The organism is Anaeromyxobacter diazotrophicus, from assembly GCF_013340205.1.
Taxonomy (GTDB): Bacteria; Myxococcota; Myxococcia; order Myxococcales; family Anaeromyxobacteraceae; genus Anaeromyxobacter_A; species Anaeromyxobacter_A diazotrophicus.
This window is the reverse complement of record NZ_BJTG01000003.1, coordinates 187,416-213,945: the sequence shown is the minus strand read 5'-3', so window position 1 is coordinate 213,945 and position 26,530 is coordinate 187,416. Positions and strand designations below refer to the sequence as shown.

At 67.3% G+C, this 26,530-nt stretch carries 25 protein-coding genes and 2 pseudogenes; 15 read left to right on the top strand and 12 right to left on the bottom strand.

The genetic code is table 11. The features are described from left to right. Position 1: 1 nt before the first annotated feature. From HWY08_RS06975 to HWY08_RS06955, 5 genes are all read right to left on the bottom strand, one after another. Positions 2-1,936, bottom strand: coding sequence for an AAA family ATPase (locus HWY08_RS06975; protein ID WP_176064144.1), 1,935 nt, complete (start codon positions 1,934-1,936; stop codon positions 2-4). Continuing rightward, the gene (locus HWY08_RS06970) at positions 1,936-2,139 is read right to left on the bottom strand and encodes a hypothetical protein (protein ID WP_176064143.1); all 204 of its coding nucleotides are present in this window, start codon (positions 2,137-2,139) and stop codon (positions 1,936-1,938) included. Before HWY08_RS06970 ends, HWY08_RS06975 begins: the two co-directional genes overlap by 1 nt. Then, positions 2,117-4,147 carry a DEAD/DEAH box helicase family protein gene (locus HWY08_RS06965; protein ID WP_176064142.1) on the bottom strand — a complete coding sequence of 677 codons (2,031 nt, stop codon included), beginning with the start codon at positions 4,145-4,147 and terminating at the stop codon, positions 2,117-2,119. Before HWY08_RS06965 ends, HWY08_RS06970 begins: the two co-directional genes overlap by 23 nt. Positions 4,148-4,209: 62 nt before the next feature. Then, on the bottom strand, positions 4,210-4,746 hold the full coding sequence (locus HWY08_RS06960) for a hypothetical protein (RefSeq protein WP_176064141.1): 537 nt from the start codon (positions 4,744-4,746) through the stop codon (positions 4,210-4,212). Continuing rightward, positions 4,743-5,561, bottom strand: coding sequence for a DNA adenine methylase (locus HWY08_RS06955; protein WP_176064140.1), 819 nt, complete (start codon positions 5,559-5,561; stop codon positions 4,743-4,745). Before HWY08_RS06955 ends, HWY08_RS06960 begins: the two co-directional genes overlap by 4 nt. 500 nt (positions 5,562-6,061) lie before the next feature. On the opposite strand from HWY08_RS06955, the gene HWY08_RS06950 reads away from it, so the two are divergent. Continuing rightward, entirely contained in the window at positions 6,062-6,250 is a 189-nt protein-coding gene (locus HWY08_RS06950) for a hypothetical protein (RefSeq protein WP_176064139.1), read from the top strand. Positions 6,251-6,296: 46 nt separating this feature from the next. Here the strand turns inward: HWY08_RS06950 and HWY08_RS06945 are convergent, their stop codons facing one another. Next, positions 6,297-6,692 (bottom strand): Spy/CpxP family protein refolding chaperone, encoded by a 396-nt coding sequence (locus tag HWY08_RS06945; RefSeq protein ID WP_255499579.1) that lies wholly within the window; start codon positions 6,690-6,692, stop codon positions 6,297-6,299. Here HWY08_RS06945 and HWY08_RS06940 point away from each other — a divergent pair. The 8 genes from HWY08_RS06940 (at position 6,691) to HWY08_RS06905 (ending at position 15,108) form a co-directional block, all read left to right on the top strand. Next, positions 6,691-8,706: a ParB/RepB/Spo0J family partition protein gene (locus HWY08_RS06940; RefSeq protein WP_176064137.1), complete on the top strand. Its 2,016-nt coding sequence runs from the start codon at positions 6,691-6,693 to the stop codon at positions 8,704-8,706. The genes HWY08_RS06945 and HWY08_RS06940 overlap by 2 nt on opposite strands. A 163-nt stretch (positions 8,707-8,869) precedes the next feature. After that, positions 8,870-9,541 carry a RadC family protein gene (gene radC / locus HWY08_RS06935; protein ID WP_176064136.1) on the top strand — a complete coding sequence of 224 codons (672 nt, stop codon included), beginning with the start codon at positions 8,870-8,872 and terminating at the stop codon, positions 9,539-9,541. 146 nt (positions 9,542-9,687) lie between these two features. Beyond that, positions 9,688-10,506, top strand: coding sequence for a DUF6744 family protein (locus HWY08_RS06930; RefSeq protein WP_235969501.1), 819 nt, complete (start codon positions 9,688-9,690; stop codon positions 10,504-10,506). A gap of 18 nt (positions 10,507-10,524) precedes the next feature. Next, entirely contained in the window at positions 10,525-11,691 is a 1,167-nt protein-coding gene (locus HWY08_RS06925; protein ID WP_176064134.1) for an AAA family ATPase, read from the top strand. Continuing rightward, positions 11,691-12,983, top strand: a complete 1,293-nt coding sequence (locus tag HWY08_RS06920) for a vWA domain-containing protein (protein WP_176064133.1) — start codon at positions 11,691-11,693, stop codon at positions 12,981-12,983. Before HWY08_RS06925 ends, HWY08_RS06920 begins: the two co-directional genes overlap by 1 nt. Before the next feature lie 237 nt (positions 12,984-13,220). Further along, positions 13,221-13,391 (top strand): hypothetical protein, encoded by a 171-nt coding sequence (locus tag HWY08_RS06915; protein ID WP_176064132.1) that lies wholly within the window; start codon positions 13,221-13,223, stop codon positions 13,389-13,391. A gap of 2 nt (positions 13,392-13,393) precedes the next feature. Further along, entirely contained in the window at positions 13,394-13,891 is a 498-nt protein-coding gene (locus HWY08_RS06910) for a hypothetical protein (protein WP_176064131.1), read from the top strand. A gap of 863 nt (positions 13,892-14,754) precedes the next feature. After that, complete coding sequence (locus tag HWY08_RS06905; RefSeq protein ID WP_176064130.1) at positions 14,755-15,108, top strand: hypothetical protein; 354 nt, start codon at positions 14,755-14,757, stop codon at positions 15,106-15,108. A gap of 304 nt (positions 15,109-15,412) precedes the next feature. On the opposite strand, the gene HWY08_RS06900 is transcribed toward HWY08_RS06905, so the two are convergent. From HWY08_RS06900 to HWY08_RS06885, 4 genes are all read right to left on the bottom strand, one after another. Further along, on the bottom strand, positions 15,413-16,636 hold the full coding sequence (locus tag HWY08_RS06900; RefSeq protein ID WP_176064129.1) for a hypothetical protein: 1,224 nt from the start codon (positions 16,634-16,636) through the stop codon (positions 15,413-15,415). 687 nt (positions 16,637-17,323) lie between these two features. Then, complete coding sequence (gene traM, locus HWY08_RS06895) at positions 17,324-17,743, bottom strand: conjugal transfer transcriptional regulator TraM (RefSeq protein ID WP_176064128.1); 420 nt, start codon at positions 17,741-17,743, stop codon at positions 17,324-17,326. A 5-nt stretch (positions 17,744-17,748) separates the two neighbouring features. After that, on the bottom strand, positions 17,749-18,483 hold the full coding sequence (locus HWY08_RS06890) for a P-loop NTPase family protein (RefSeq protein ID WP_209005131.1): 735 nt from the start codon (positions 18,481-18,483) through the stop codon (positions 17,749-17,751). A gap of 11 nt (positions 18,484-18,494) precedes the next feature. Next, positions 18,495-18,833, bottom strand: coding sequence for a hypothetical protein (locus HWY08_RS06885; RefSeq protein WP_176064127.1), 339 nt, complete (start codon positions 18,831-18,833; stop codon positions 18,495-18,497). Positions 18,834-19,283: 450 nt separating this feature from the next. Between HWY08_RS06885 and tnpA the strand changes: the two genes are divergently transcribed. The 4 genes and pseudogenes from tnpA (at position 19,284) to HWY08_RS06865 (ending at position 22,692) form a co-directional block, all read left to right on the top strand. Continuing rightward, complete coding sequence (gene tnpA, locus HWY08_RS06880; protein ID WP_176064126.1) at positions 19,284-19,667, top strand: IS66 family insertion sequence element accessory protein TnpA; 384 nt, start codon at positions 19,284-19,286, stop codon at positions 19,665-19,667. 6 nt (positions 19,668-19,673) lie between these two features. Further along, positions 19,674-20,075 (top strand): IS66 family insertion sequence element accessory protein TnpB, encoded by a 402-nt coding sequence (gene tnpB / locus HWY08_RS06875; RefSeq protein WP_176064125.1) that lies wholly within the window; start codon positions 19,674-19,676, stop codon positions 20,073-20,075. A 14-nt stretch (positions 20,076-20,089) separates the two neighbouring features. After that, positions 20,090-21,262, top strand: a pseudogene (tnpC, locus tag HWY08_RS06870) (IS66 family transposase); the annotation flags it as partial. Between the two features lie 137 nt (positions 21,263-21,399). Then, complete coding sequence (locus HWY08_RS06865) at positions 21,400-22,692, top strand: IS4 family transposase (RefSeq protein WP_176064124.1); 1,293 nt, start codon at positions 21,400-21,402, stop codon at positions 22,690-22,692. A 78-nt stretch (positions 22,693-22,770) separates the two neighbouring features. Here HWY08_RS06865 and HWY08_RS06860 read toward each other — a convergent pair whose 3' ends face one another. Beyond that, complete coding sequence (locus HWY08_RS06860; protein ID WP_176064123.1) at positions 22,771-23,769, bottom strand: IS630 family transposase; 999 nt, start codon at positions 23,767-23,769, stop codon at positions 22,771-22,773. Positions 23,770-23,925: 156 nt separating this feature from the next. On the opposite strand from HWY08_RS06860, the gene HWY08_RS06855 reads away from it, so the two are divergent. Next, positions 23,926-24,252 (top strand): DUF8220 family protein, encoded by a 327-nt coding sequence (locus HWY08_RS06855; protein ID WP_176064122.1) that lies wholly within the window; start codon positions 23,926-23,928, stop codon positions 24,250-24,252. 15 nt (positions 24,253-24,267) lie between these two features. Next, a pseudogene (locus tag HWY08_RS06850) lies at positions 24,268-24,642 on the top strand (IS66 family transposase); the annotation flags it as partial. Between the two features lie 514 nt (positions 24,643-25,156). On the opposite strand, the gene HWY08_RS06845 reads toward HWY08_RS06850, so the two are convergent. Then, positions 25,157-26,332, bottom strand: a complete 1,176-nt coding sequence (locus HWY08_RS06845; protein ID WP_176064121.1) for a sensor histidine kinase — start codon at positions 26,330-26,332, stop codon at positions 25,157-25,159. Positions 26,333-26,530: the final 198 nt, after the last annotated feature.

The following is a 26,530-nucleotide window of genomic DNA, read 5'->3' as shown; positions in this document are numbered from 1 at the left end:
GCTACCTCACGGCAGCGATATTTGTCCGACGCGCCGAGACGTGCTGCAGTTCGTACTCCTTCAGGAGACGACCACCCAGCAACGCTCGCACTTGGGGCTTCGACACCTCGGCCTCGTGGACGAGCAGGATCACCTGTTCGGCCATTTCGGGAAGCGCCGCGATCACGTTCTTCCGATGCCCGCCGTCGAGTCTCCCGAAAAGGGAGTCCATGACGATAGGGCCTCGGAGAGGTGCGTTCCTCTGGAGCGATCCCATAAGAGCCAGCGCAACGACGTGTTCCGCTCCCGCCGAACGCGAGTCCTCCGTCCTCCCGTCCCTGTGCACGATGTGAAGACCGTAGCTCTCGTTGATCGAAAGCCTCGCGAAGTCCCGCTTCTCGGTCGTCATCGTCAGGAACAGCTCGCTCGCGGTCTCCTCAACTCGGGTGCGCAGTTCGCTTTTGTAGCGGTCGATGGCCGCGGCGAACACCGCACTCGCCTGCCCGAGAACAGAGGCGCGCAACTGCCACGCCTTCCGCTCTGGATTCCCGGGCGGCTCAAGCTGCTTACGGATGCGCTGGATGTTCTGGTCGATCTCCTCGACCTTCTTGTTCTCTTCTCTCAGCCCGTTCTTGGCGCTCCCCAGCTTCTCGATCACTTCCGCATACTCGGCACCGGACCGCCTGAGCGTTGTCTCGTCGGAGTCCGTGAGCCCGCCCCTGAGATCGGCCAGCCGATCCCTCACTACAGCTTGGCGTAGCCTCATCGCGTCCACTTGCGTCCAGAGTTCACGGATCTCGCCGGAGTTATCGGCCTCATGGAACTTCCCCAGATCCGCGAGGCGCGTGATAGCTGGCGAGACACTGGGGGTTCCGTCGGGTGGTACGGACGCGGTTCTGCCCCTGAGCTTCGCCCGAGCTGCCTCAGCCACGTCTTGTCCACAAACGTCGCAGTGCCCGGACGTGGCCGCCTTTGCCCCGAGCATCAGCACCATCTTCGCCCAGTCCTTCTCCGCCTCGACCTGCGCTTCGGCGCGGGCGCTTCGCACGGTCTCGAAGAGAACGCTCTTCCACGCCTCGGCCATGGCGCGCTGAAGGTCCCCGCGCCGCGCTCGCTCTTGACGCTCAAGCTGGTCCAGTTCTGTCTCTAGCCTCTCCTTCTCGTCCAGGAGAGCGCGGTACTTCTGATTCGACTTCATCAGCTCTTCCAGCTCCGACTTCCGCTCGGTGTACTCCTCAATTTCATGCTGGAGTCTGCGGATCTCGTTCTGGTGAGCTTCCCGTTGCTCGGCGGCCATTTGGAGAGACGCCCCCAAGGCCTTCGTCTGCTGATTCTTGCTCGCCTCCTTAGCCGCGAGCTTGTCGGCATCTTCCATGAGCTTCGTAAGATGCGCGCGCCCCTTCTTGAGAATGGGCATCCCGAGGATTCGCTCGATAGCCTCTGAAATGCTTCGGCCCGTGTCGCTCTCGTTGATGAGCAGCTCCTCGTACTCCTGGAGAAGCTCGCCGTCGAACAAGAAGAACCGCGAGACCTCGTGAGGGAAGATTTGATGGAGCTGCTTCTCCTGCTCCTGGGGCCCCAAGACAGTCCGGCCGCGGCGGAGCAGCACCTCTTGGACGTAATCCCCATCATTCGCGGGAGTCAGTGAAGCAGCTCGGCACGAGCGGATGAGCTCGTACTCGGTTTCGTCATAGTCAAACGCCAGCGCAACGGAGAAGCCGAACTTGCCGTCCGCGGCTCGCGCTCGGTTCGTGATCGTGTGAAGCCGCCTCTCTCGCGCACCCCGGCCGAGAACCTTGCCGAAGAATGCATACCGGATGGCGTTGAGAAGCGAGGTCTTGCCCCTCATGTTGTCGCCGTACACGACGGTGACCCCGTGCGACTTCGGAAAGGTCACGACCTGCTTTTCGGCGAAGGGGCCGAACCCCTCGATCTCCAGGCGCTTGAGAGTAAGCACTAGCGACTCCTCTTGCGCGAAAGGACCTTCTCCAGCGCCTGCTCGATTTCGCGCTGGGCCGCCGGTTCGTCGTCCGGGTTCTCCTGCTCGGCCTTGACCACCGCTTCCAGGAAGTCAGGACTGAGATCGGGATGAAGTTCGGTGCCGATGATCTTCACGGTCTTCAGGAGAGCCTTCAGTTCACTCGTCTTCATCTTCTTCACTCCCATTGTTCAGGAGGGTCCGCCAGTCGATCCCCGCTTCGATCGCGATCTTCTGGAGGTCTACCGCAGCAGCGGGATTGTCCGCGTGCTGCGCGAACTCAACGGCTCGGGCCAACTCGCCGGTGGTGATGGGATCTTTCGCCCGTTCACCAACAGGCACCTCTACCTTGGGCGGCACCACGATGGCGTCGTGTACGAACGCGAGAGCCTTGTTGTCGGCGCGCCGCAACACCCGGCCGCGGCGCTGAACGAACTCCCGCGGATTCTTCGACGACGCCAGTATTAGCGCGTGCGTTACCGAGGGCACATCCACACCTTCGTCCAGGCACTTGATCGCGACCACGATCCCGCCTCGGAGGTCAAGCCAACGAAGGGTTGCTGCGCGGTCGCTCTCGCCTTGTGAATGGAACGGCATCGCCTGGAGCCCCGCTCCATGCAGAGCGTCGCACACGGCTTCCAGTTGAAAGAGGTCATCGCAGTACACGATCCAACGCTGACCGGACTGGTACTCCGTACTCAGAACCTCGACCGCAAGCGGCACCTTGGCGGCAGCGTGTTTCACGACCTTGGCGCGTTGGATGAGCAGTCTCTTGATGCGTTCATCGAGCCCCGGCGACGTATCTCCGGTCGCCATCCGCGCGGTCAGTTGAGCGATCTCGGTTGAGAGTCGGCGCCATTCCTCCGCCTCATCATCCGCGAGCCTTACGGTGTGTGGCCGGTAGAAATACGGCGTGAGCACACGGTCTCTGACGGCGTCGGCCAACGTGTACCTTGGCTCAAGAACGCCCCTAAAGAATCCGATCAGGGCGGCGGTTCCAACTTCGTCGCCAGCGCGCTCCGGGGTTGCGCTCAGACCAAGTCTTGGCCCGAACAGGCGCTCATCCATCAGCTTGCGGTGGTGCGGCGAGCCGAGGCGGTGAACCTCGTCGGCAACGAGGAAGAGGTGGGTGCCCCCGGCGAGGCGACTTCGAAAGTCTTCGGATGCGGCCGTCTTGAGCGTCGCCAAGACGAGGCGGCGCATCGGCCCCGGAGCAGTCCAGAGGTGCAGGTTGTCCCGCCATCTGTTGTAACCCGCCCCCGCACGGAGGATCTGTACGCCAAGGTCCTGAGTGGTCTCTTCGAGCTCCTGGCACCACTGACCGAAGAGGACCTGGTCCGGCACGACCACCACCGCCACTTCGCCGCGCTCGCCGAGGGCTTCGCGAATCGCCGTTATCGCAGTGAAGGTCTTTCCGCTGCCGGTTGCGAAAGCGAGAATGCCCCGCCTGCCGTTTGAAGCCCAGGACTTCAGGCCTTCTCGCTGGTGGTCCTTCAGCTTGCGTCCGCGAGGATCGCCTGGCTTCGGCGGACACGCAGGTTTCAGAATTCGCTCGAGGTCGGCCTCCCAGTCCTCGGCTGCCGCCTTCCGAAACTCTTCAAGCGCGACCTCGGGGAACGGGCGAACCGTAAGCGTTGGGTAACGGTTGCCCCAGAGATCCTCGAAGTACTCCTCTTCCACACGTGCGCGATCCAGGTCACGCGCGCCGAGCCAGCTCGCCGCAACGTCGATGGACTCCAGATTCCCATCGGCGGCAAGCCCGGCCCAGGTCTCGTTCATCGAGCCCTTGAAGACGACGTGGTTGCCGTCGGTGTCCCTGAAGATCCCCAGCTTGTCGTGGAAGATGCGGTCCGATCTTGCGTCAGTCTGACCGCCGCGTAACAGAGCGATCTTGAGCTCAACGTGTCCCGCGGCAACGAGCGCCGCCAAGATGCGGGCGGGCTCGCGCAGAACTTCGTCGTTCAGCAGTGCCCGAACATCATCGAGGGAACGGGCGGCGAGAGCAGCATCCGCACGGGCGGCATACCCCTGCTTCAGAGCGTCCAGGTCTTCCGGGGACAGCACCTGAGAACACAAGACCCGGATGTGTCCTCCGCGCCTCACGAAGTCCCTGAGCGCAGGCCACGCGATGATGTAGACGCTACTTCGGAAGAAGCCGACGGCTCGGTCCAGAGCGACCGCTCTCCGCATGCACGGAAGGTAGAACTGCTCCGCGATGTCATCGCGGCCCTTGTGATACGAGGTCTTGAGACCTAGCTCTGCAAGGCCGCCCACTTCGCCTCCGGGACGCCGCCAGTCCACGAGACGCGGTCCTCCAGCGCCTTCGCGAGCGTAGAGGACTGGCACGCGATGACCACCTCACGCTCGCCACCGGACAAGACTCTGGTTTGCTCAGCCCTCCCGAGCGCTGCCGCCTTCAACACGGTGTTCTCGTGCACCTGCATGTTGCCACCGTGCTTGAATCGTGGATGAAGGCTGGCGTCCCACAGCACGAACACATCGAGCTGCCGGTTATAGGCAACGAGAAGAGCCAACCGGTCGCCCGAGAAGTCGAACGAGGCGTAGTGCCCCACCTTCTGTCCCGGGACTCGAAGAACAGCCTTGTGCTCCTGCGCGCGCTTCGTCCCGACGCCGCCCACGAGCGTGTACATGTAGACGCGCAACCTGGACGGAAGTGGCAGCGCAAGATCGACGGACAAGGGCTTGTTCCCGAGTTCCGAGTGGCGCAGGACTCGCTTTCCCAAGGGCTCAAGAAGTGCCCGGTGCAGTTCCTCGGTTACGGCTGTCATGGACGAACCCGCGGCTGGTTCGTCCAGATGACCTCTACCGAGCGCCGCCCCCGACGCGTTGTCTTCACACTCGCGAGCGGCTGAAAGTCCAACCAGTCCGCCCCCTGGTTCTCGCAGACGATCACCTGGCCCTTTCTCGACCGGCACCAATCGGCGAGCTGCCGGAAGTCGATCTGCTCGGAGCCAAGTTTGTAGTGCTTCCCCGCCCTCTGGTACGGCGGGTCAATGAACCATGTCGCGGACTTCTTCACCGGACAGTTCTCGTAGCTGCGGTGGTACACTTTCCAGTGCTGAATGAATTCGACCTGCGACGCGATAGTGTCCCGAACACGCTCTCCCCAGAATGACCCCGGGCGCACGCCTGAGCGCATCCACGCCGAGGGGTTCTTACGCGGACTGGCGGTCGCTCGGTTCAGCCAGAATCCGATGAGCCAACTCGGTTCGGGCGGAAGATGCAGGTCATCGACCGACTGCCCGGGGCGAAGGAGCGGAAGCTTTCGGATCTCGCTGTCTTTCACCTTGGTGAGGTACTTCCAGACGGCGAATACGACTGGATCCAGTTCGCACAGCACTACTTTCAGGTGCGCGTAGCGAAGCGCGTATCCGGCCGAACCGGCGAACGGTTCGACGACGAGACCGTGCTTCGGTTCGGGGTAGTATTTTGTCGCATCCCGCCATTTGCCGCCGTAGTAGCCGAAGAACGGCCGTAGCGCGGGACGACCATCGACGGGCACCGCCCGAAGCCTGAGCTGGTCGCCCTGTGCCGACATGTAGGATGTGCGCGGAACGCCGTTGACTCGACTCTTGTATGGCATGCAGTAGACCGAAGACCCGACCCCTCCTTTTACACCAGACAGGCCGCCTGTACCCTCATCCCGGGCAGTCCGTGGCGGCTCGGTGACTGGCCTAGCGATGGCTGGCGCTTCCACGAAGGCCATTTAGGAGCGCGCCGGGCACGAGCAGATCTCGACGACGCAGCGCTCGAGGGTTGGCGTTGCGCTCACGAGCGACGGCAAGCAACACTCTCCTGTGGAACGTGGCCCCGCTGTCGATCCCTCTTCACACATTCGTGGTTGCCTTCCGCTCCCAGTGGCCGCGCTCCGAACCGGCCGAAAGCCTGCGCGTCCTCCGCGCCCGCCCGCGCCACGTCGCGAACCGCCTCCGTGGCACGGCTCCTTCGGAGGGCTCCGCCGCGGCGCCGAGAAGCGTCGGACGCGCGATCTGCCGGTTCTCCGCGCTCACGGTCGCTGGCCTCAGCCGCCCCAACCCGGGGTGAGGGCGGCATGAAGCCGCGCCCACCACAGGGAGACGGGAAATGGCCAACACGACCTACACGGTGAAGAAGGCGAAGAAGCAGGGCGAGAAGACGTTCTACCAGGAGATCGGCAAGCTCCTCATCCGCGAGGGCGGGAAGAACGGCGTCCTCTTCCTCCACCACCTCGACGGCGAGTTCGCCGTCTTCCTCCAGGAGCCGCGCGAGAACGGCGACACCGCCGGCAAGTAGCGGCCGCGAGCGGCGGGGGCGAAGCCGCCCCCGCCGCCTTCAGCGTTCACAACTGGACGGCGCCCGTCCGGATGAGAAACGCGAACTGCTTCCGCTGCTCGGGGTCGAGCACCGCGTGGATCCCCTTGAGCGCCGTCACGGCTGCGTTCTTGAGGCGCTCGGAGCTCCGCACGCGCGCAGCGGCGGCCTCGTCGAGCTTCGCAGCGTCGAGGGTTTCCGCCTCGAGGACGTCCGCGAACGCCGACACCGTCCGCCGCTCGTCCACGGACACCTGCGCGCGCTCGGTCTTGAGCTCGTCCAGGATCCGTGCCACCTCCGCCGTCTGGCGGTCGTCGAGCGAGAGGCGGTAGGCGAGGAACCGGAGCGGCCGGCGGACGCCGAAGCCGCCACCATCGTCGCCACCGCCGCCGCCGTGCATGCCAGATCCGTGTCCGCCGTGCATGAACGGCGGCCCGCAGCCGCGCTTGTGCGCGAACCACCACCGACCCATCGTGTGTGGGAACATTGCTGCTCTCCTTTCGCCAGGGCTGGTCGCTCCCGGCGGGACTGTGACGCGCGGGCACAACGCCTCGCGCACCATGGACGGTAGCGCCGCCCGACGAAGAGCGCAACGCGCTCGCCCGCCCGTACATCATCCGTTCACATTCCTTGGTGGCCCGCGGCGGCACCGCGCCGCCCCTGCTCGGGGGCGGCGGCACGGTGCCGCCGCACATTCCAAAAGGAGCTTCATGCCAGCCACCGTCAAGAGGGGAGCAGCGCGCGCGGCGAAGCGCCGGCCCGCGACCAAGCCGCTCATCGTCGCGATGCTCGACGTCGCCGCGATCGAGCCGTCACCGGAGAACCGCCAGGCCGACATCGACCTCGCTCCGCTCGCCGAGTCGGTCCGGACGTTCGGCATCCAGATGCCGATCAAGGTCCGGCCGAAGGGCGACCGCTTCGAGATCGTCTTCGGCGAGCGCCGCTGGCGCGCCGCGAGGCAGGTCGGCCTGGATCAGATCCCCGCGACCGTGGAGGACCTCACCGACGCCGAGGCGCAGGCGCGCAGGGTCCTCGAGAATACGCAGCGCCAGGATCCGCACGCGCTCGAGGAGGCCGAGGCGTACGAGCGGCTCCTCGCCATACGCGACAAGAAGGGGAACGCGCTCCACACCGTCGACTCGATCGCTCAGGTTGCCGGGCGCTCGCCGGCGCACGTCTACCACCGGCTCAAGCTCACCGCGCTCGCGCCGGAGCTGCGGAAGGCCTTCTACGCCGGCGAGCTGTCCGTGACGGGCGCGTTCCTCATCGCGCGCGGCATCCCGACGGCGCTCCAGGCCGAGGCCTGGGAGCGGATGAACCGGTACGCCGAAGAGGAGGCGTACGACGAGGAGCTCGACGACGAAGGCCACCTCAACGCAGACGGCATCTCAGCCGTGATCGAGCGCGACTACGCCTGCCGCATGGACACTGCGCCGTTCCCGACTGACGACCCGAAGCTCGTCCCGAGCGCCGGCGCGTGCACGAAGTGCTCGAAGCGGAGCGCGAACCAGCCGAAGCTCTTCCCCGAGCCCGACCGCAAGGACGTGTGCACGGACGTCGCCTGCTGGCGGGTGAAGGTGGGCGCGTTCATCGACCGCGAGCGGCGCGAGGTCTTCGCCGCCGGAGGCAACGTGCTCGTCGAGGAGGAGTCCCGACGCATCTTCAACAGCGGGTCGACGCTGCCGTGGAACAGCCCGTGGATCGTGCTTGACGCGCCCTGCTCAAAGCACCCGGAGCGGCGCTCGTGGCGCGAGCTCCTCGGCGACCTCTGCCCTCCCCAGACGCTCGCCTTCACGTCCCACGGGAAACCGGTACGGCTCGCGAACCGGGCGGAGGCCCTCGACGCCCTCGAGAAGAACGGCATCGAGCTCGGTGCTCTGCGCACCGCGAACACGAGCACGACGGAGGACGGCGTCGACTCCGGCGAGGACTCCCTGGGGACCGACGAGCTACCTGGCGAGTCTCATTCGATGCAGCATCGCGATCCCGCCGATGCTCGCTTCGCCGCCGATGTGGCGCGCCTCACGCGCCAGCGCATCCTCGCGGCCGTGGTCGCCGCCGCGGAGGCAGCCGCGCCAGACGACGACCGCCTCATGAAGCTCGTGTACGAGACGTTTCTCCACGGCGGCTACCACAATGCCGTCATCGACACGGTGAAGCGGCGCCTTGGCAAGGTGCCCAAGGGCGAGCAGCCCACCGCCGTGCTGGCACAGCTCGCCGACCGGCTCACGGGCGGCGCGTTGCGGGCGCTCGTCCTCGAGCTGTCTCTGTCCCGCGGTGGCTACTTCGTGATGGCGGGCGAAACGCTCCCCCGCGATCTCGCGCACGCGGTCGCGCTGTACGGCGTCGACGCCGCGTCCACCGAGAAGGCGGTCGCGGAGGAGCTCGCGACGAAGCGTGCGGCACGTCGCGCGAAGTCGGAGCCCGCAGTCGCCTGACGTTCTTGCGCGGCGTCGCGCACTCCCTGTCGCGGCGACGCGCTGCCCCCGGGGCTTCCTGCCCCGGGGGCATTTCTCCTCCTGCCGCTCAAGTTCGCTCACCGCCACGCGCCGCCTCCGCCGGCGGAAGGCGGCGCAGTGCCGCCTCGCACGGAGGTGGCACATGCGGTGGAAGGTGAACGACACGCCGAGCGCGCACGAGCGCCTCGAGCAGCTCGGGCCGCGCGCGCTCTCGGATGCGGAGCTCGTCGCGGTGCTTCTCGGACCGACGGCGGGCACGAACAACGTCCGTGACGCGGCGCTGCGGCTCCTCGACGAGAAACCACTCACCGAGATCGCGTGGGCCTCGCCGGAGGACCTGCAGCAGGTCGCTGGGCTGGGTCGCGCCCGCGCGGCGGCGCTCGTGGCGGCCTTCGAGCTGGGCCGGCGCGGGGCGTGGGCGCCTCCGAAGCGTGGGGAGCGGCTGCAAGACCCAGCGCGGGTCTACGAGCTGCTGCGCGACGTCGCCCACGCCGACCGCGAGCAGTTCCACGTCGTCCTGCTCGACGTGCGGTGCCGGCTCATCAAGTCGGTGAAGGTCTCGGAGGGTTCCCTCACGCAGTGCCCGGTCGCGCCGCGCGACGTGCTGCGTGAGCCGCTCCGGGCCGGCGCGCACTCCGTGATCTTCGTCCACAACCATCCGTCCGGCTCGCCCGATCCCAGTGCAGAGGACCATGAGCTCACCGAGCGTCTCAGGGCCGCCTCTGAGCTGATCGGAGTGATGGCCAGGGACCATGTCATCGTGGCGACCGGCGGGTACTACTCCTTCCTTGAGGCGGGCCGCTGGCGCCGCTGAGGCCCCGATCTCCCTACGAGCGCAGCACCGCGCCGCCTCGCGCTGGCGCGCGGCGCGGTGCCGCGCCCACTCGACAGGGAGACGCACAGATGAGCCTCGCACTGATTCGCAGCCATCTCCAAACCGCCGGCGACCACCTTGGTGACATGGTGTGGTGGACGCTGGAGGACGCCCGCATCGGCCGGGCGCGCCTGGAGGAGGTCTGGACCGCCGCCGGGCTCTCTCCAGCACTCCTCCCCGAACCGCCCACGCCGGAGAAGGCCCTCCGCGCCGCCGTGCGGGAGGCCGCCGTGGGACAGCAGGGGCACCTCATCCGGCTGGGGAAGGACGACGAGCACGAGCTCGTCTTCGCCGTCGTCGAGGAGCAGCGCGACGGCGCGGGCAACGTGAACCATCGCCAGGAGGCTCGCATCGCTCTGCGCAAGCAGGTCGCGGCATCCCTCGGGAGCGACGCGCCCGATCACGACCTCGTCCGCGCCGTGCGCGAGCGCTACGAGCGCCTCCTCACCACGCACACGCCGGACGACGTCCGGCGCGCGCTCGTGAAGACGCTGGCCGCCTGCGCGGCCGTCACCTTGCGGGAGCACGGCGGCGTTTACTGGGTACCGGCGCCATTCGCGGAGACGCTCCGGCGCCTGCAGATCGCGGTCGCCGGCATTGGCGCCAGCCGGTTGGACGTGGTGCCCATCCACGCCAGCCCCGAGGCGTCGCAGGCGCTCGGCGCCGCCGCCCGGTCGGCGCTCGAGAACGACCTCGCCGTGCTCACGGCCGAGATCGACGCCTTCCTGCACGAGCCGCCCGACCGCGCCGCAACGCTCACGCGCCGGCTCGCGACCTTCGACGAGCTGCGCGCGAAGGCCGACCTCTACCACTCCGTCCTCCAGGTCCAGGTCTCGGACCTCGACGCGAGGCTCGACGAGCTCACCCGCCACGTGGAGGGGCTCCTCCAGGCGAAGGCTTCCTGACCGATATCGGAGACGACCATGACCGAGAACACGACCACGGCAGTGAACCCTCTCAGCACCATCCAGCAGCTCCGGCAGGAACTCAACGCCCGCTTCCCGGAGCGGCGGGACGTCATCGATGGCTCTCTGTGCGCCGTCCTCTCGGGCGAGCACGTCCTGCTCCTCGGCCCGCCCGGCACCGCGAAGAGCGCGCTCGTCCGCGCGCTCGCGCAAGCGTTCGGCGGCCGCTACTTCGAGCGCCTCCTCACGAAGTTCTCGACGCCCGAGGAGCTCTTCGGGCCGATCAGCCTCAAGGCGCTCGAGCAGGATCGCTACGCGCGCGTCGTCTCGGACAAGCTGCCCGAGGCGCAGTTCGCCTTCGTCGACGAGGTCTTCAAGGCGAACTCGGCCATCCTGAACAGCCTCCTCACCGCGATGAACGAGCGCGTCTTCCACAACGACGGCGCGCCGCTCGCGATGCCGCTCGTGTCGCTCTTCGGCGCCTCGAACGAGCTGCCGGACGGGAAGGAGCTGGAGGCGCTCTTCGATCGCTTCCTCCTGCGGTTCGACGTGCAGTACCTGCGCCGCCCGGCGAGCTTCCGCGCCGTCGTGACGGGCCCCGAGCCCGGCCTCGCGACCGCCTTCTCGTTCCAGACGCTCCTCGACGCACAGGCGGCGGCCGCGAGCGTCACCGTCACGGACGCCACCGTGGACGCGCTCATGGCCGCCCGGGACGCCTGCGCGGCGGAGGGGATCGTCGCCTCCGACCGACGCTGGAAGAAGAGCCTGCGCGTCGTGCAGGCGCACGCATTCCTCTCCGGAGAGACCGCCACCACCCCCGAGGACCTCCTCGTCCTCGTGGACGCGCTCTGGCGCGAACCGAAGGAGCGCCCCAAGGTCGCGCGACTCGTGGGGGAGCTGGCCGATCCGGTGAGCGCCAAGGCCGCCGAGATCCTGGACGCCGCCCGCGAGACGGCGGCGAAGGTCGCGGGGCTCCGGTCCTCGGATCGCAAGGCTTACATCGCCAGCGCGGCGCAGGCGCTCGACGACTTCAAGGCGCAGCAGTCGCGGTTGACGGAGCTCGCGCGCGGCGCTGGGCCGCGCGCGAAGGCGACGCTCGCCGATGCCTGCCAGGAGATCGCGCAGCTCCAGTCCGACCTCGCGCGATCCGTGACGCACGGCCTCGGCTTGGGAGGGGCTCGCTGATGCGCCGCCTCATCTTCGACGTCCCGAAGTGGCACCTCATCCAGCACCGCGACGCGCGCGGTCTGCCGCTGCCAGCCACGAACGACACGCCCCCGCGGCGGTTCGAAGACGAGCTCTTCGAACAACTCTACGCGGGCGAATGTGACCGCCTCCCTGACCGCGACGCCGTCCCGGCGCTGCGCGCCTGGGCCGAGCGCCTCCACGCGAGCTGTGAGGCGCTACCGCAGTTCGGACGCCTCTCGTCGGAGTGCCGCGGCGATGCCTCTGCGGCCGCCGCCGCGCTCGAATCCCTCCTCGACGAGCTGGGCGAGCTCCCCGCGCCCGAGCATCCGGCGCCTGCCGGGGCGCCGGGCTCGGCGAAGGACCCGCTCCGGCGGCCGCTCGTCGCGGCTTGCGCCGCTGCCTCGCGCGCCGTCGAGGAGTTGCGTGAGGCGACGGAGGGGCTCGCTGGCGTCGCCTTCGCGCCCGGGACGTCCACTCAGCGCGGCGGCGCCGGCGAGGGAGCCCGAGCACGCCCCCTCGCGGCGCGGCTGCGGGGCGACTCCCGCCTGCGGCGCATCGCGCTCCTCGCCGGCCGGATGAAGCGGATCGCCGCCTCGAAGCGCCGGGCGCGGGTGCGCCACGGCGCGGACGAGCTGACCGACGTCACGCAGGGCGCGGACCTCGCCCGGGCGCTGCCGGTCGAGCTCGCGCGCCTCACCGACCCGCGGCGGCGCCTGGATTTCTTCCGCAGCCTCGCCGAGCGCCAGCTGCTCGAGTACCAGCTCGGCGGGAGCGAGCGCCTCGGCCGCGGCCCGCTCGTGGTGCTCCTCGACAAGAGCTCCTCGATGGACGAGGGCGGCGGCCTGAAGGACGTCTGGGCCACCGCGCTCGCGCTGGCGCTGCTCGAGCACGCGCGCGCCGAGCGGCGGGTGTTTGCGCTCGTCGCCTACAACGCTGCGCCGTTCTACCTGGATGTGGTCCCCCCAGGCGCCCCGCTCCCGGAGGAGGCGCTCTTCGTGCGCTGCGGCGGAGGGACCTCCATCGCCGCTGCCGTGGAGCGCGGGCTCAAAGTCATTGCGGATGCCCGCGGCGGCTTTCGGAGCGCCGACCTCGTCCTCATCTCCGACGGAGAGGACGACGCCGCCGCTGCCCCGGGGCTGCGAGAGCGCGCGGCGGCGCTCGGGGTGAGCATCTTCGGCCTGGCCATCGGGATCTCGGGCGCGGCGCTCGCGCCCTGGTGCGACGAGGCGCACGGAGTGACCGACCTCGCGACGCTGGAGCCCAACGTGTCGAACGCGCTCTTCGCGTGAGGGTGGGAACTGGTCCGCCCGAGCACGCGACCGTCTCCCCCGCTTGCTCCGGCCGCGCCGGAAAGCCGCCGGGCCACGCGCGCGCGACCGCGCCAGCTCCAAAAGGCTCGCTGGCACGGTCGCCGCCGACTGCGGCGTGGCCCGGCCCGGCGCGGCCTCCGCGCGCTCGCGGGCGCCGTCGGCCGCTCCACTTCGGGTGAGAGCGGCGCGACGCCGCCCGAACAGGGAGACGGTCACATGCTGACGAAGCCAGCGCAGTTCACGGATCTCTACGAAGCCGTCGAGCAGATGTTCAACGATGTCCACCTGGAGCTGATCGCGTGCGAGCTCTGCGGCGACTACCACCCGCCCGACATCCACCTGCAGCCGTTCACCCCGTACGACTCGTCCGAGCCGGAGGAGGCATAGCCATGCCGCCCACGGAGGAGGTCGTGGCGGGCATCGTTGCGCGCAGGCCATTCGCCGTCCTCGGCTACAGCGCCGAGGACGCGGTCTGGTGCCCCGCGTGCCTTCGTAGCGCCGCCGGGCTCTCGCCGGGGCGGCCGGACGGCTCGGGAAAGCCGATCGTGCCACTCTTCGCGCGGGACGCCACGGTGCGCGAGGAGGTCTGCGAGAACTGCGAGCGCTCACTGTGCGAGCTGCTCGCGGCCGGGCATGGCGCGTCCGCGCCGAAGCCGGTGACCGCCCACACGCGCGTATACGCCGCGCGAACTGCGCTGAGTTTCGATCGCGTGCCGCCGATCGAGGTCAGGACTGAGCTCAAGACGACCGAGTGGCGCTGGGACCCGCGGTTCCGCGTCTGGTGGTCCATCGAGGAGAGGCCGCGCATCCCCGCCTCCGTCGTGCTGCCGCCCCCCACGCCCCCAGCGCCTGCGGCGCGGCCGCCAATCGTGCGGAAGCGCCGCTGAGGCATCTGGTCCCCTCGAGCCGCCGCCAGAACTGCCCCATGGATGTGCTGCCGCGGCCCTTCTAGCGGCTCTCGCCCGGGCGCGAGGCCGTCTGCTTCGTCCAGCCACAGCTTCGACTGCAGTCGAGTTCCCAGCGGTCCTTGGCCTTCGCCTCTGCCTTGGTCTGCCATTGCATGTTCTGCGGAGCGTCGAGGCCGCAACACGCGAGGGGACATATGTGGTCGATGACATACCCGCGGCAGTGGTGCACGGAACCCCGGTCGGGCCCTGCGGGGCACGGCCGCGCTTGGCGAAAGGCACGTTTCGCGGACGCGCTCCGGTGCTGGTTGTGACCGTCGCCGGCGCAGGGCGGACTCGCGAGGAGAAGTGCGGCGAGGGCGAGCGCTAGCATGATCAGGAGACATCGCACATGGGGCTGACCGCGCCTCGTCGGCTCGTCGCCTCGTAGGGTCCGCGCCGACTCAGGCCTAAATGCGATGCGTTCGCAGCTGGGTTGGCACGGTCACCTGAAGGGCACAACCACCGCGCTTGATGCACAAATGCAAGTCTTCCCGCACCTCTCGTGCTATCTCATGCAGCGCCCTTTGCGGGGGTCAGGAGACAGGTTGGCTGCAGCTAAGTCGAAGACGAAGAAGTACACAGTCCCGGAAGTCTGGCGGACCATTGTCAAAAAGAACGAGCGCCAAGGCGAACGGCTGTACGACGTGCTCATCTGCAAACACGCGGTCCCCGCGAACGACAACACATATCGGAAAGCACGGGCGTGCCCGGCGTGCAGAGTCCGGGTTCAGGCCTACGCAGACGGAATATCCGACGGACAGAGTCGTTGACGTTCGTTGAATCCGAGTGCTCAAGGAGGGCCCATGCCCCGACCTACCGGAACCATCGAAGAGATCATCGTCGCCGCCGTTTCGCAGGCCATCGCCAAGATCAGCCCTGCCATCCAGCGACACGTTGCGGAGCTGGCTGCGCAGGAGTTGGAGAAGAACTTGAACGTGAACGGCAACTCCGGCCGAGCGCGTCGCGGACCTCGCCGTGCGCGGGCTCGCGGAGCGGACCTCACGAAGTGGGTGGCGGACAGGCGCGCTCGCCGTGTGCCCAAGTTCGTCATCGAGGCGACCGGGCTCGACACCAAGAGGAAGATCGTCGCCAAGTTCGGCGAGGACGCCGCCTTCGAGAAGGGCAAGCCGCTGCCGAAGCCCTCGAAGGCGGCCTAGCGACTCGTCAGCCGCCGAATAACGTCGACCCGCGAGCTTGCGAACGTGCGCAAGCCACGCCTGCGCCTCGTGCTCGTGGCACATAGCGATCAACCCGACGCCCGATGCGACGGAACATCCCGGAGACGACGTTCAGACCGAATCCGGGCCGACCGGGGGACCACCTGAGGCACGAGCGGCGGCGTTCGACACAGAAGCTGAATTACGATTGCGCCGCCCGGTTCCGCAGCAGGTGATTGCGATGTGCAGTAGGTCTGGACGACCTGCGAGTGAGACAGCACTTATCCAACGGCGAAATGCGTCCTCACCGGGCAGGGCCCTCGGAAGATGTTAGTTCGATCGCTCGAGCGCGCAGGGTCTCGGCACGCTTCCGCGCCCAGGCCACCCACCCCGGCGCGGCTGCAGACCCGTGGACGCGCTCGAATTCGGTCACAAGCATCTCGATGCCCGCTGCATCCGACCAGGCACGAAGGCGTTCATCAAGGTCCTTTACACGCGCAGCCTCAAGTGTACGGAGCCTCTCCTCCTCTTCCGCTCGCCTCTGAGCCTCCGCGTACCGGCGTTCGGCCGCTTCGCGCTCGAGGCGCCAGAGCCGATGGCGCTCGCCGAGTTCGAGGACCGTAGCAACGAAGTCGTTGAGCTGTTCCTCAAGCCGCTTGCGCTTCCCGTCGCGCCATGATGAGCGCGCCGCCCCTAGCCAGCCCCCACCGGTGAGCCCCAGCGCAAGCCGACCGGAGGGGACCCGTTCGTATCCAGGGCTGCCGTGACGCTTCACCCAGTCCCACCGCTTCTCGTAGGGCGCATCGCGCGAGGGCTTTGGCTCCTCGGGCCTGACGGTGTCGAGCTCTTCCTCCAGCGTGAACTCAAAGAACGCGTCACCCACGTGGATCCCGGTCTTGCTCGGAGGATACCTGCTGCGTTCGTATGACGATAGGTAGCCAGGTGGTGCGGGCTTCGGCTCGGTTGCCTCGACCTCAAGCCCGTTCGCTTCGAGCGCCTTCAGCGCGGCGTCCGCAATGCGTAACGCGCGCGGCATCTGAGCACGAGAGGCGACGATGTCGAGGCAGCGTTTGCTCGGTAGGACCTCGGTGCGTGTCTTCAGGAGCGCCTTGCGGAGAAGCGCCGAAGACTCCTTGATGAGGGGGTGGGCGGACTCGAGCACATCTGCTACCGGGATCGCCGTCGCGCGCGCCTTGGCGATGGCGACGCGTGCGTCTAGCGTGAATCCATCGGGGCCGTAATCGTCCCGCCTGACGGTCAACTGGTATGACGTAGCTTCGGCCGGCCTTCGTGGAGGTAAGGCCGGTTGGCGAACCGTCTGGCCCGCCGCCTTTTGAGCCCAGTACCCGCGCGGTGGGACAGGAACTCCGAGTTTCCTGCAGATCTTTGCGAGAGCTGGCCCAGAGATTCCGTAACGCGCCGCTACCCCTTGGGCGGCCTCGGCCCAGACCTCGGCGAAGAGGGCTTCCCGTTCGAGCGTGATGGTTTCCCAGCTCATAACGGTCGCGATCCTGAGGCCGAGCCGCATGTGTCGGCAAGTCGGAATTCGCCAGCGGCCCCGCTCCCGTTTGTCCGAAGACGGAGAAGAGGCACTGGACCGCGTGTATGCTGAGGCGTGCCCCCCGATCCCGATCACCTGCGGGAGTGCTTTGAGCAGATGGGAGTCGCGTTGGCCGACGCTCCGCCGGTCTGGCCGCCCGACGTGTTTGCGGTAGCTGCTGCGGCGTTAAGACGGAGCGGCTCCTATCCGAGAGTCGTCATGGAGTGGCCTTCGGGGCCGGATCTTGGCCGATGGGTCAAGTCCATCTCACTGGTGCAAGCGTTTCGGCCGATGCGAGGCAAGAAGCTGTCCGTATCGGGAAGTGGGCCGGCGTCCCAGCGTTCGTCGATACTGCCGCATAGAGACGCCCAGAACCGGGCCAGGCATGGGCGTCCGGGGCTCCTAGCGGGAAGACATCGACGAAAGTTACCGGCACGCGCCGAAGGGCTTGCGCACTCGCGAGGAGTGGGGGCGCGGACGAAGGGCGAAGCGCAGGCGGAACTGACGCGAGGCGCCCGGTGGCGGCTACCGACGCCGAAACGAGCCCCGAGGTAGACACAGTTGAGGGAGCAGCATCGCCCCCGCTGAGAGGGTGTAGCCCGACGCCACTCCGCGTCTGAGCGGAGAAGCATGAAGCCGTCGGGTCACCTCCGGCAGACATCCGTCGCCGGCCGGTTACATTGCGACGCCGCTGAGCGCGAGCGCGCTTGCCAGGGCGCTTGCCATCATGAACACGAACGCGAGGTTACGATGCCGTGCGGCGGCGCTCGCGTCGGCACGTACGGATGTTGCTGCGCCCGCAACCCTCTGTTCGATCTCGGAACGGGCTTCAGCGGCAGCGGCCCGGACCTGGTCAGCAACATACGCCGCCGTGCGAGTGACGATCTCGCCGGCCGCTTGCTTCGCCATCGCGAGCTGCCGCTCGGATGCCGCGACGGCGCGCCGCTCCCCCTGCTCGACGGCGGCACTTAACCGCCGCAGGTACTCCTCCAGGACGAGTTCGTTGAGCGTCACCGTCACGAGCACAGGGTCGTTCGCATCGAGGAGGATCCCATGCCGCTTTGCGACTTCAGCTATGAGCAGCTTCGCGTCCACGTTGCTTAGGCGATGAGCGCGAGCTGCGCGAAGAGGTGCTTCTGGATCTCCCGGATCCGCTGCTTCTCCATGAGACCGAAAGCGTCACCCGCGAGCGCCTCCGCGAAGGTGAGCTTTCGCGCGATCATGATCTCGAGGTCCTTGCCCGAGGTGTAGGGATTCATTTTCGGGATGGACACGAGAGCTGCGATGCGGTCGCGGTGCCGTTCGTAAACGGCCATGTCCTTGAACCCCTTTCCGTCCGATTCGACAGGCCCGAAGTACTCGTTCAGCCACACCACTAGCTTCGCCTCGGGTGGAGCGTGGAGGGCGAGGGAGTCGAACCCCTTGAGCGTGTCGCGGAGCGCCTGTCCCCCTGTGATGACGGTGTGGAGATGGATTTCCTTCCCGATCTCCACGAGAGCCTCAATGGCCCGCGTTTCAAGCAGGTAGTCGGTCAGGGTGAGAAAGGAGCTCGCGCCCGAATCCACGATGAAGTCAGATGTTTCCTGGGCGATGCTGTTCAGCAGCGCGTCGAACGCGCGCGGGTTCACGCGAGACGTCGACCCAGGTTCGAGAATGTCGACCGGGCGAGCTCCGAGCCTCTTGTACCCTGACAGCGTAAGGTTGGCGGGATCCGTGTCGATGCAGACGGCGGGCTCGCCACCACGGCTCCAGTAGTGCTGCGCGAGGAGTGCGGCGATGAAGGACTTCCCGACGCCCCCCTTCGCCTGCAAGATGAAGTGCACGTTGTTCGCCACGTCCGGTCCTTTCAGATGAGGTCGTCCGATGAGTCGGGGCGTGGGTCGTGCTTGAAACGTGCCGGTGGACCGAGCACGATTTCCAGCGGCCCTCCCCTGTTCCGCTGCCCGTCGCCGCAGCTGGGCGGGACGTGACCGAAAAGCGCGCCGGTCGTCCTTCGGACCCTGGTCCGCGCGCCGGACTCTCTGGCGTACTTCGCGAACTGCTCGTACCCCGCCGGGAAGTGCGCTCTCATTTCTTCGTACACCGAGCGCACCGTACGCCCGGATCGCAGCGCCTCCTCAACACGCGGCGCGATGATCCTGAATGCGATTCGGGCATCTCCCCACTTCACCTTCGGCTTCGTCACGGGCACCTCCCGAAGAGAACCTCGACGCTTACCGCGGCCACACTCGACTAGAGTCGACCAAGCGAACAACGCAGCAACTCCTCGGGCTCAGAAGCAAAGCGCGAGCCGGCCGCAACGCTTCGGCCAGACTCGGCAAACACAACCGCACTACCGGTAAACGTGACCGAGATTAGTCGAGTTTGGTCAACTCAGAGCAGGCAAGATGTGTGTTGTACCGGTACGCGCAGAGCGCGTTCCGGTACAACACCGTCGCTTACTCGCGCTTCGCGCTCGATGGTTGTCCTTGGCCCTTGTGCGTGCACGGTGTCCCACGGCTTCGGCCAGATGCCCATGTAGACCGTCTCGCGCGAGAGAAGGTACGCGCCAGAACTCTGTAACCGCCCGGCGACCGACGTGTAGAAGCGCCCGTCTAGCGGTGTGATCCTCCGCGGTCTCAAGCGGAGGAGAGACATGGACGACCAAGAGCGGGCCCGGTGGATGAAGCTCGTCGCCGACTTCGAGTCGAGCGACCTGACGCAGCGCGAGTTCGCGACCGAGCGCGGGATCTCGTTCAGCAACCTGCGCAACTGGCTCTACCGGCTGCGCAAGGAGTCTCGGCCGCTCGTCGCCGATGACACAAAGCAGCCTGGTCAAGTGCCCGCGTGCGCCGCCGACGGCGAGGACTCGCGTCTCGTGGCGGTGCGCGTGGTAGCGTCCGCGGCGAAGCCGCGGCGGCAGCTGATCGTCGCCGCCGGCGACGAATTCCTCGAGCTCGCGCTGCCGTCGGGCGCCCGCGTACGGTTCCCGGCCGGCACGGACGTCAGCTACCTCCGTGCCCTCGCCGCGGCGCTGTAGGCCAGCGTGATCACGATCCCGCGGTCGGTCCGCATCTTCATCGGCTCGACGCCGATCGACATGCGGAAGTCCATCGACGGGCTCATGGCCATCGTGCAGGAGGAGCTCGAGAAGGACGCGTACTCGGGCCATCTCTTCGTGTTCGTCTCGCGGCGCTGCGACCGGGTGAAGATCCTCACCTGGGACAAGGGCGGCTTCGTGCTCATCTACAAACGGCTCGAGCGCGGCCAGTTCAAGCTTCCGCACATGGATGCCTCGTCGATGGCGGTCGAGATCGACGCGACGCAGCTCGCGATGTTGCTCGACGGGATCGACTTCGGCCGCGTCCGCCGCCCCGAGCACTGGACGCCCCCATCCCAGGTGGATCGTCAGGCCGGTCGCCCCATGGACAAGCCGCCCCCAACGTGATCTGACGATCGTCGATGGGGAGCGACGATCACCGCTGCGAGTGGCGCGACCGGGCCGAGGGTCTCGGCGCCCGGCTCGACGCCGCGACCACCTCGCTCGAGACCGCGCAGCAGACCATCTCCGAACAGGCCCAGATCATTCAGCAGCAAGGCGACTCCCTTTCGAGGCTAAGCGAGCAGTTCGCCTCCGTGCAGGCGACCATCGAGAAGCTGCAGCGTCACGTCTTCGGCAAGCGCTCCGAGAAGATGCCGCCGGTCGCGGTGGCGATACGCGATCCCGCACGCGCGGAGGCCGACCGGCTCACCGCCCTCCAGACTCGGCGCGAGAACGCCGAGAAGAAGCGCCAGCTCGTCACGCGCAAGATCGAGCACACGGTCCGCGACGACCAGAGGGTCTGCCTGAAGTGCGGCGGCCACGAGTTCACGCCGCTCGGCGCCGGCGCGATGACCGAGCTGTATGAACTCGTGCCGGCGATGATCGAGCGGCAGCTACACATCCAGGAGAAGCTCCGCTGTCGCTGCGGCGAGGGGATCGTAACCGCCGACGGGCCCGAGAAGGTCTACGACAAGGCCCGCTTCGGACCGATGTTCATGGCGCAGGTCGTGGTCTCGAAGTGCGCCGACTCGCTCCCCCTGCATCGCCAGGCGAAGGCATATCGCCGCGTCGGAGTGCAGGTGAACGACTCGACGCTCGGTGATCTCTTCCACCGCACGGCCGAGCTCACGAAGCCACTCTCGGAGCGGCTGCTTCACCTCGTGGCCGAGAAGGAGATCGTGCTCGCCGACGAGACCACGCACCGCGTGCAGGAGAAGGGCAAGACGCGCACAGCTTGGCTCTGGAGCTTCATCGGGCGTGACGAGGCCGAGAAGGAGATCATCGCCTACGTCTTCTCGCGAAGCCGCTCCGGTGCGACGCCCGTGCGCGTTCTCGCGGATACGATCGGCAAGCTGCTCGTCGACGGCTACTCCGGCTACAACAAGGTGACGCTGCCCGGTGGCCGCGAGCGCGCCGGTTGCCTTGCCCACCTTCGCAGGAAGTTCTTCGACGCACAGTCTGCCGCGCCGGACGCGGCGAAGCGGGCGATGGACTTCATCCTCGAGGTCTACCGGATCGAGCGCACCGCCCTGGACGCGGATCTGCTCGGCACGCCCGAGCACCTCGCGATGCGGCAAACGCGTAGCCGCGCATGCGTGTTCGGTTTAGCGGGCGGTCCGAGCTCGCCTGAACGCGCGTAAGGGCTGGTTCTTCGATCCGAAAAGTGGAAACGGCCACCGGCCTCTGATCTGGTTCGCGTTGCGAGGCGTGAACCGAATCCGGAGGAACGATGGCCGCGAGCAAGAGTACCAGCATCCCCGCGGAGCTGCGACGGCTGTTCCCCACCCGGTGGCTGAACGCCGCCGCACGTGAGTCGGGGCTCGTCGAGCGCCGTCGCAAGGTCGACCCGGCGGCGTTCTTCTGGGCGGTCGTGCTGGGCTTCGGAACCGGTCACCGTCGCAGCATCGCGTCGCTGCGGAAGTTCTTCGCCGGCGCGACCGGCGTCGCGCTCGTACCCTCCTCCTTCTACGACTGGTTCAACGAGCGGACGGTCCGGTTCCTGCGCGCTGCGCTCGGGCGAGCCATCGCGCGGACCGCCGAGCCGGCAGGCCCTCTGCGCGATCACCTCGCGCGGTTCAAGGACGTCTGCGTCGCCGATGCGACGGTGATCAGGCTGCGCGACGCGCTCGAGCGCGCCTACAAGGCGTGCCGCACGAACCACACCCGCGCCGCGATGAAGCTGCACCTCGTCATGAGCGTCGTCGGCGCCGGACCTCGCAGCGTCTCCATCACCGGCGAGCGCGTGAACGAGCGGCGCCGCCTCCCCGTCGGCCCGTGGGTGCGCGGCCGGCTGCTGCTCTTCGACCTCGGCTACTTCAAGTGGCACCTCTTCGAGCGCATCAAGAAGAACGGCGGCTACTTCGTGAGTCGGCTGCGCGATGACGCGAACCCGCTCATCATCGGCGAGAACCGTCGCTGGCGCGGGGCATCGCGGCGCCTGCGGGGGCACCGGCTCGGCGAGGTGAAGGACCGGCTCGCGCGCGAGGTGGTGGACCTCATCGTGCAGGTCGACTTCGAGCGGCGCTCGTACCTCAGCCGCAAGACCCGCGAGCGCGCCTACTTCCGCGTGGTCGGCGTCCGCCACGGTGGCGCGCGCAAGCACCACTGGTACGTCACCAACGTGCCGATCACGATCCTCGGGCCGGCCGAGGTGGCGAAGACCTACGCTGCACGTTGGGAGATCGAGCTCGTCTTCCGCGAACTGAAGAGCCACTTGCGGATGGCGCAGCTCGCCTCCGCCAAGCGCGCCGTGGTCGAGGCCCTCGTCTACGCCGCGCTCATCGGCCTCGCGGTGAGCCGCTCGGTGTGGCGCTCCCTGCGCGACCGCACCGACGCCGCGCGCCGCGTCTCCGAACGGCGCGTCACCGACGCGCTCGCAACCATCGCCGGCGATCTCGTCGCGGCGCTCCTGGGCGAGGTCCCCGACGCGGCGCGGCTCCGGAAATGGCACCGTCTCCTCTCACGAGAAGCGCTGGACCCCAATGTCGGCAGGGCCACCCTGAAGCGCGGGTGGGCGTGCTAACCGATCACGCATGCGTAGCCGCGCGGTGATGGATGAGTTCAGGGCGTGGCTAAATAGCCTGCACTTTTCCTGAGACATTCAGGCCGCATGTGCCAGCGTCGAGACCTGTGTTCCAGGGAAGGGTTGGGCTCCCGCGATGAATTCATCCACGGCCTCCATGAGCGGCTCGATGGCTCGGTGCGTGTGGTTGCGGGTGACGTGGTCGTGGAGCTGCTTCCAGAGCCGCTCGATGATGTTCGACTCCGGCGAGTAGGGCGGCAAGAAGTGGAGCACGACGCGCCCGACGAGTCCGGCCAGGTGGCGAAGCGTCCTCCTCGATTTGTGGATGATGAAGTTGTCGAGGACGAGGTGGATGCGCCTGGCACGCCGGTAGGCGCGGCGAAGCGCATCGACCAGGGCAAGGAAGAGCTCGGAGTTCTTTCGCTCGGCCGCCACGTGGACGACCTTGCCGCTCCTAGCGTTGAGACCGCCAGCCACGTACCGCTTCACGTTCTTGCCGGGCGTAAGCACGACGAGCTGCTTGCCCCGGCGCATGTATGTCGTGCCGATCCGCGGGTTGAGGTCGATGTCGGCCTCGTCCACATAGAAGACCTCGTCCTCGGCGTCTGCTCTCTCCACCAAGCGGTCGATCTCGTTCAGGATTCGACGCCGACCTCGCACCGGGATGCGCAAGCCGACGCGCGGGCGCCCGCGCCGCACTTGGTTGGCCAGCAACACGTTCCGCACGTGACTGCGGCTCAGGCGTACACCGGTGTCGAGCGTGAGCTGCACCGCGAGCAGCTCCAGCGTCCACGTCGTTCGCTGCCACCCGAAGCCCTGCGGCGTGCCGTCGATGTAGCCGACGAGGCGCTGCTCGACCTCGGCCGTGACCTTGCTCGGCGGCCGCTGCTGGCGCTGGTCGAGGAGCCCGTCCTCACCGAGGTCCTCAAAGCGGTAGAGCGTGCGATAGACGGTGGCGCGAGCGCAGCCCGCCATCTCGGCGACGACGCCGGGCACGACTCCCTCGTCGAGCAGCAGGAGGATCCTGGCGCGGAGCGCCTCGATCCGGCTGCGGGTCTTCTTGAGGAGCCGCTGCATCCGTCGTCGTTGCCCTCGGTCGAGCCGAAGGCTTATGGTCATCGCGGGGATCTCCTGGGCTTGAGTGGTGTTTGGCGACTTCACTCGTAGCCTAGTTGGTCCCCTCTCTCGATCTTTCTGCCGCAGCCAGCGCAGCTTCTCCTCGATGAGGTTAAGGTGAAGAACATCCAGGTGATCGACGACGCCCGGAACTGCACGTACAGCCTCTTCGCGGTCAGCGAGAAGGATTTCGAGGCGCTCTTCCCCGAAAAGACAGACATCGCATTCCCGGATGAGATCGCCGAGCGCCTTGGGGAACGTCGCGGGGGCGCGCTTCTCGCGAAGCTGTGGACGCGCCCGGTGGACAAGAAGACCGCCCAGGGCATCCACGGCACGCTCTTCTACGGCCTCGACCACAAGAAGAAGCTGTACCCGACGCGCCGCGAGGCTGGCATGGATCCAAGAGCCTTCAACGCAGCGCAGCGCAGGCTCATGCGGATCTGATCCAGGTTCAGTGCAGCCTATTTAGACGCCGAGCACCCACGGCATCCACCGAAGAGCCCGATGGGCGAGGCGATCGGCTACGCGCTCGGGCAGTGGAACGCGCTCACCCTGTTCCTCACCGACCCGCACCTCCCCATCGACAACAACGCCTCGGAGCGGGCGCTCCGCGTCGCGGCGCTCGGGCGAAAGAACTTCCTCTTCGTCGGCCACGACGACGCCGGGGATAACTTGGCCGGTCTCTACTCGCTGATCGCGACGTGCGAGGCGAACGAGGTGAATCCGGTCGCCTACCTCGCCGACGTCCTGCTCCGCGTGCAGACGCACCCCGCCGCGCGCATCGACGAGCTGTTACCCCACCGATGGACGCCGCTTCGTCCCGGCCCGTCGTGATCCGCGAGCGAGCTGCGGCTCGCGCTCTGCGACGAACTCGGAGTCGTCCCCGCAATGGATGAAGAGGTGACCCCGAAGCTTTCCGTCATACTCGAGAACTGCCCAGCCCCGGCCACAACGCTCGTCCCCCTCGTCCGTGCCTTGCCAGGTGAACTCGACCGCGGGGAGTCCGTCGCGCAGCCCGTAGTAGCAGTGCAGCCGGTCAACGCGATCATCGCGAAGGCGCCGAGGTCCGCATCGCTCTCCCGCTTGAACTCGATGAACGCTGGCTCGACGAGGTCGAGTGCATCCTTGCTCCAGACCCGCGTCCACGACAGCCGCCACCGCCCCGAGAACGCCGCCTTCGCCGACCGAGTCGTCACCGCCGAAGCATGCCCCGGCCTGACCGGTCGTCACCTTGTGCAAGAAGGGGTTCGGCCCGCTCCTCGCCACAAGCTGCCCGGAGGATCACGCAGGCTGCCTTCCGCTGCCACCCGCGCCGACACACTCGCAACAGCCGGCCTATGCATCCGGGTCAGTGGACAACGAACCCTCCGGTAGCATCATGCTCGTCGGGCCGGTCGGCCGAGGCGGGCGAGAGAGGAGTTGCGACGGCGCGGCGCGGAAGCCGAACCGAAAACGTCGTCCCCTGCCCAGCGGTGGACGTAACGGCCACGGTCCCTCCATGCGCCAACGTCACCTCTCGGACGATATGCAACCCCAAACCCAGGCTCGTCTTCTGTCCGCTCTCGCCCCCCCGCACGTGGCGCACCATGGGCTCAAAGATGTTCGCCAGAAGCGCATCGAGGATGGGCTCCCCCTCGTTGTGGACGTCGAGGACGACTTGTTCGGCATCGCCTCTCGCGGCGACACGAACGGGCCTGCCGGGCTCTCCGTGTTGCAGCGCATTCCCGATCAGGTTCGACAAGACTTGAGCGAGGCGGTCCGGGTCCCAGTGGCCTCGGAGGTCCCCCTTGGAATGGAACTGTAGGTTGCATTCGGGGTGGATCGCGCAGAACTCCGATACTCCATCTCGGGCGATGACCTCCAGATCCACCGGGACTGGATTGATGGGGATGCCGCTTCCCAGTCGCGTCCTGGTCAAGTCGATCAGGTCGTTTACCAATCGCGTCATCCGTTCGACGCTGGAGACGATCCGCGCGGCGGCCTTGGCTCCCTTGTCGCCTTCCCTGGCCACCAGGGCGGCCGTCATCAGGACGGCACTCAGCGGCGCGCGTAGGTCGTGCCCGAGAACGGCGAGGAACTGATGGCGTGTCCGATCCATCACGACCATGAACCGCGTAGTAGCTTCCGCCAGCGCCGCGTCGATCGATTCGTTGAACCGGGTCACCTCGCGCACGTCATGACCGCCGGAACGCTCGTACAGCCAGAGGACGCTCGCACGGAGGGCTCGGTATTCGGCGACAAGCTGACCGATGCTGAAGCCATGCTCGATGCGAAGGACCGCGTGCACCTTTCCGACCGTCCCCATCAGTACGCTCTGCCCCCGGCCCTTGGACTTCCGCGCTTGCTCGTCACTGCCCTCCGGCGTCTCGATGTCTTCTTCGATCGCGGCGAGAATCTCGGACGCGTGATCGCGCAACCCGGCCTTGCTCATGGCTGCGGCGGCGGGCAACAACGTCTGAGCGAATGCCTCCCACTCTTGAACGATCTCACTCTGATGGACGTGTATGAATTCGCTCAGCTTCATGGGCGGAAAGTAGTGCCGTGAAGGTCTGTTCGCTCGTAGCGAACCCAGCTCACAGGCGCCCGCTGTGGTCGCCTGTCCACAGTGGGCTTGTGTCGTCGTCCGCGGCTCTTTCCGCGATGAGACCGCGGAGGAGATGACGCAGGCTGCCTACCGCTGCCACCCGTCAATTCCCGGGCGGTTACAGAACTCTGGGCTGTT